The 4969-nt window shown below is 71.4% G+C and carries 5 protein-coding genes; 2 read left to right on the forward strand and 3 right to left on the reverse strand.

Annotated features, from left to right (window positions below):
* The 3 genes from QH283_RS18825 to QH283_RS18835 all read right to left on the reverse strand — a co-directional run.
* Positions 1 to 506: alpha/beta hydrolase (locus QH283_RS18825; protein WP_280504301.1), on the reverse strand; the 506-nt coding region annotated here is incomplete at its 3' end.
* A 95-nt stretch (positions 507 to 601) separates the two neighbouring features.
* Positions 602 to 1468 (reverse strand): glycosyltransferase family 2 protein, encoded by an 867-nt coding sequence (locus tag QH283_RS18830; RefSeq protein WP_280504302.1) that lies wholly within the window; start codon positions 1466 to 1468, stop codon positions 602 to 604.
* Between the two features lie 203 nt (positions 1469 to 1671).
* Positions 1672 to 2394 (reverse strand): hypothetical protein, encoded by a 723-nt coding sequence (locus QH283_RS18835; RefSeq protein ID WP_280504303.1) that lies wholly within the window; start codon positions 2392 to 2394, stop codon positions 1672 to 1674.
* 239 nt (positions 2395 to 2633) lie between these two features.
* Here QH283_RS18835 and QH283_RS18840 point away from each other — a divergent pair, with 239 nt between their 5' ends.
* Together QH283_RS18840 and QH283_RS18845 are read left to right on the forward strand one after the other, a co-directional pair.
* Positions 2634 to 3806, forward strand: coding sequence for an acyl-CoA dehydrogenase family protein (locus tag QH283_RS18840; RefSeq protein WP_280504304.1), 1173 nt, complete (start codon positions 2634 to 2636; stop codon positions 3804 to 3806).
* Between the two features lie 9 nt (positions 3807 to 3815).
* Positions 3816 to 4946 (forward strand): acyl-CoA dehydrogenase family protein, encoded by a 1131-nt coding sequence (locus tag QH283_RS18845; protein WP_280504305.1) that lies wholly within the window; start codon positions 3816 to 3818, stop codon positions 4944 to 4946.
* The last annotated feature ends 23 nt before the right edge of the window (positions 4947 to 4969 follow it).

The following is a 4969-nucleotide window of genomic DNA, read 5'->3' on the forward strand; positions in this document are numbered from 1 at the left end:
GGCAGCGGGGTGCCAGGCGCGCCGGGAGCGCCGCCGCCGAGCGCGCGGCGCGGCACACCGGACAGCACCAGCCCGTGCAGCCACTCCGACGGCACGCTCGGGGTCAGCGGGTAGCTGTCCTCCACACCGCCGAGGCCCGCCTCGCTCGCGGTGTCCGGCACGGCGGCGCCGAGCAGGCCGAGCGTGGTGACGGCGCCGAGCGAATGACCCATCAGCACCAGCGGCAGGTCCGGCCGCTGCTCGTGCGCGCGGGTCACCAGCACCGCGGCGTCGGCGACCAGTTCGGCCAGCGTGCCCGGCTGTGCGGGATCGCCCTCGCTCAGTCCGTGCCCGGCCAGGTCGAGGCCCCACACCTCCACGCCGATGGCGTTGAGCGAGCGGGCGAAGCGGTGGTAGTTGCCGCTGTGCTGGCCGAGTCCGTGCAGCAGCACGGCGACCGCCCCGGGAGTTTCGACCGGCCACCGCCGATAGTGCAAGCGGCCACGGGTGCCGTCGAAGAAGAGCATGGTTCGATAGTGCCAAATGCGGTGCGGTTCAGGGAACTTCACCGTTCCGGGATGCGGGCGGCCGAGATCGGCCGCCGCGCACCCGGCGGGCGCGCTCAGTTCCTGGCCAGCCGCCCGGTGATCGCCGTGCGCGCCGAGGCCACCACCGCGCGGACCGCGAGCCCGGCCGCGACCAGCGGGGCGAACACGATCCACGGGGTGCCGCGGTGGTAGTCGACGTAGAACCGCAGCGCGCTGCGATGGTGGCTGCGCACCTTGCGGAAGGGCGCCGAGCGCATGCTGCCGCCCTCGCGGTGCTTGATGGCCACCGTGGGATCGAGCACCACCCGCCAGCCCGTGCGGTGCATGTCCAGGGCCATCTTGGTTTCCTCGAAGTACAGGAAGTAGCGCTCGTCGAAGCCACCGACCTCCGCGAACGCCTCGCGGCGGAAGAGCATGCAGCAGCCGGAGATCCAGTCCACGTCCCCGGCGGTGGTCAGCTGCTCGCCGAAGTAGCGGTGGGTGGCGGGATTGCCCGGCCACACGCCGCCGAGCAGCGCGTGCGCGATGCCGACGAGCAGGGAGGGGAAGGCGCGGCCGGTCGGGTACGGAGTGCCGTCCATGCGCAGGATCTGCGGGCCGATCATGCCGATCCGCTCGTCGGTGCGAGCGGTCTCCACCAGGGCCGCGATCGAGCCGGGCGAGAGCTGGGTGTCCGGGTTGGCCACCAGCAGCCACTCCGCGTCGGTCTGCGCGGCGGCCTGGTTGATGGCCTTGGACAGGCCCACATTGCGCTGGTTGCGGGTCACCCGGCCGCCGTAGGCCTCGACCAGATCGGGACCGTTGTCGGTGGAGGTGTTGTCCACGCACACCACGTCGAGCTGCAGAGGTTCCACAGCGGCTTCGAGAGAGTCGAGAAAGCTGGGCAGATCCTCGGCGCTCTGATACGTGACCAAGAGCACGCCGACCGTCTTGTCGCGCATGGCCGCGAACCTATCAGCTTTCCGGCCGTCGGGAGAACGGCGGAGCACGGCCCCGGCTCGTACTGCGGACGGCGCGAGCGGATTCGGCCGCGGCCCGGCGGCCGGGGCGGGCCGGCGTGCGGGGGCCGGGAGAGTGGACCGGGGGAGTGGGCCGGTCCGGCCGCGACAGCTGCGCGGCGACCGTCGCCGCGGGGGACTCGCCTCTAGGCGGGCGCGGCGTCCGACTCGGGGATCGTGACGAGTTCGGGATCGGGGACGGGCGCGATGGCCGGGTTGGGGGCGACCTCGCCGTCCGGGCCGGGCAGCGGGGCGTCCGGCACCGAGAAGGTGCCCACCGTCGGCGTCATGACGCAGTGCGCGCCCGGGTAGCCGATGACGCCCCACATGGAGGCGATGACCGTGCCCGGACCGCTCTCCACGGTGCGGGAGAGGGTGGGCAGGCCGTCGGCGGTGCGGTCGTCGAGCATGTCCAGGCCGCTGCGGCCGTTGTTCACGTTCACCCAGGCGACCACGAGGCCGGAGTTCAGCGGCATGCCGCTGTGCGCGGGGGTGGCGCTGAAGCGCAGCCTGCCGGGCTCGGGGCGTTCGGCGCCCTCGGCGGTGCGGCCGTAGGTGGTCGCGGCGGCGATGATGGTGGTGATCGGCCCGTGGGTGCCGCAGCCGAAGGTGGGCGCGGCGTAGGCGAAGGGCGCCCACACGCCGGACACGGCGCGCAGCTCGGCCACGTCGACCAGCTCGGTGTAGCGGTTCAGCGCGGCGACGCCCGCCTGCGCGGCGGGGTCCTCGCCCGCGCGTTCGGTGAGCTCGGTGATCGCTTCGGCGACCGGCGCCGGCTCTTCGGCGACCGCGGGTGTGGCGGTCGCGGCAGCGCCGACGCCCAGCGTGAGCGCGGCGACGGCGGACAGTGCGATGGTTCGGCAGATCACCGGATGAACTCCTCGAAAACCCCTCGGGCGTGCAACTGGCGTCAAGGTACCAGTTCGCACCGGTGAGCGCCGTGCGGGCGGCCGGAAAGGTGCCCGGAATGCGGTGTTCGGTATCTGCTGTCACCGCATCGGTGCGGTGTCGCAGCCCACCCGGTCGGGTAGGTGTGGTCCACTCGACACAACTGCCCGGCCCGCAGGTAGGTTCATACCGTACGTACGAGACACAACGGGAGTTGCGTATGAAAATATCCCTGTCCCCTGACGAGGTGGCCTTCCGCGACGAGTTGCGGCAGTTCTACCGCACGCAGATCCCCGCGGAGATCCGTGAGCGTGTCCAGCACGGCCGCGAGTTGTCTCGTGAGGACATCGTCACCACGCACAAGATCCTCAACGATCACGGGCTCGCCGTGCCGAACTGGCCGGTCGAGTGGGGCGGCAAGGACTGGACCCCGATGCAGCGCCACATCTGGCTCGACGAGATGCAGCTGGCCTCGGTGCCCGAGCCGCTGACCTTCAACGCCACCATGATCGGCCCGGTGATCGCGCACTTCGGCTCCCAGGAGCTCAAGGAGCGCTTCCTGCCGCCGACCGCGGCGCTGGACATCTGGTGGTGCCAGGGCTTCTCCGAGCCGGACGCGGGCTCCGACCTGGCCTCGCTGCGCACCACCGCGGTCCGTGACGGCGACTCCTACGTCGTCAACGGCCAGAAGATCTGGACCACCTCGGCCCAGTACGCCGACTGGATCTTCTGCCTGGTGCGCACCGACCCGAACGCGCCGAAGAAGCAGGCGGGCATCTCCATGCTGCTCTTCGACGTCGAGTCGCCCGGCGTGACCATCCGCCCGATCAAGACCATCGACGGTGGCCACGAGGTCAACGAGGTCTTCTTCGAGAACGTCCGGGTCCCCGCCGACCAGCTCGTCGGCCAGGAGAACCAGGGCTGGACCTACGCGAAATTCCTGCTCGGCAACGAGCGCACCGGCATCACCGGCGTCGGCTCCACCAAGGTCAAGATCGCCGTGGCCAAGGCGCACGCGCGCGAGGTGAAGACCGCGCACGGCACCCTGCTCGACGATCCGGTCTTCGCCAGCCGCATCGCCGAACTGGAGAACGAGCTGCTCGCGCTGGAGCTGACCCAGCTGCGGGTGGTGTCCAACTCCTCCGACGGCAAGCCCAACCCGGCCTCCTCGGTGCTCAAGCTGCGCGGTTCGGAGTTGCAGCAGGCGGCCACCGAGCTGCTGCTCGACATCGCCGGCCCCGACGCCGTCCCGGTCGGCGCGGAGGGCATCGCCTCCCCGGACTGGGCCCAGCGCAGCGGCGGCAGGTACCTCAACTACCGCAAGACCACCATCTACGGAGGCTCGAACGAGGTGCAGCGCACCATCATCGCCTCCACGATCCTCGGATTGTGAGGACAGGGCATGGATTTCGAACTCACCGAAGAACAGGTCATGCTGCGCGACACCGTGCGTGACCTCCTCTCCCGCGCCTACGACGCCGAGACCCGGCTGAAGGTCACCGACACCGAGCTGGGTTGGAACCGCGACGTGTGGCGTCAGCTCGCCGAACTCGGCGTGCTCGGCCTCGGCTTCGCCGAGGAGGACGGCGGCGCGGGCGCGAGCCCGGTCGAGACCCTGGTGGTGCTCGAGGAGTTCGGCGTGCGGCTGGCGCCGGAACCGCTGCTGGACGCGGTGGTCGTGCCCGGCGCGCTGGTCTCGCGCCTCGGCACCGCCGAGCAGCGCGCGCAGATCCTGCCCGCGGTGTCCGGCGGCGAACTGCTGCTGGCCTTCGCGCACTCCGAGCCCGCCGTGCGCTGGCCCTCGGAGGAACTGAACACCAAGGCCGAGAGCGCGGGCGAGGGCTACACCCTGACCGGCGTGAAGAATCCGGTGCCGCACGGCGACTGCGCCGACAAGGTCGTGGTCAGTGCCACGCTGCCCGACGGCGGCCTCGGCCTGTTCCTGGTCGACCCCGCCGCCGAGGGCGTCACCCGCACCGCCTACCGCACCCTCGACGGCCTGCGCGGCGCGCAGCTCGAATTCGCCTCCGCCCCCGCCGAACTGCTCGGCGAGGCGGGCGCGGACACCGCCGCGGCGGTGCGCGAGGCGCTCGGCTACGCGCACGCGGGCCTGGCCGCCGAGTCCGTCGGCGCGATGTCCGAGTCGCTGCGACTGACCACCGAATACCTGCGCACCCGCAAGCAGTTCGGCGTCACGCTGTCGAAGTTCCAGACGCTGACCCAGCGCGCGGCCAACATGTACGTCTCGCTGGAGCTGGCGCGCAGCATGAACCTGTACCTGATCGCGGCGGTGGCCGACGGGGTGTTCGACCCGATCGTCATCTCCCGCGCGCGGCTGCAGGTGGCCAAGGCGGCCAGGCACATCGGCCAGGAGGCCATCCAGATGCACGGCGGCATCGGCATCACCGCCGAGTACCCGGTGGCCCACTACGTCGCGCGGCTCACCGCGATCGGGCGCACGCTCGGCGGCGAGCACGAGCACCTGGCGGTGCTGCGGGAGGCCACCCTCGGCTACGAGCTGGTCGAGCTGTAGGTCTGTCCGGCACGGGTGATCCC

The organism is Nocardia farcinica (genome assembly GCF_029867845.1).
Taxonomy (GTDB): domain Bacteria; phylum Actinomycetota; class Actinomycetes; order Mycobacteriales; family Mycobacteriaceae; genus Nocardia; species Nocardia farcinica_A.

Bases quoted from the DNA above. Each gene is read 5' to 3' on its own strand.
- QH283_RS18830 (WP_280504302.1), bottom strand. From the start codon at position 1,468: ATGCGCGACAAGACGGTCGGCGTGCTCTTGGTCACGTATCAGAGCGCC.
- QH283_RS18840 (WP_280504304.1), top strand. From the start codon at position 2,634: ATGAAAATATCCCTGTCCCCTGACGAGGTGGCCTTCCGCGACGAGTTG.
- QH283_RS18845 (WP_280504305.1), top strand. From the start codon at position 3,816: ATGGATTTCGAACTCACCGAAGAACAGGTCATGCTGCGCGACACCGTG.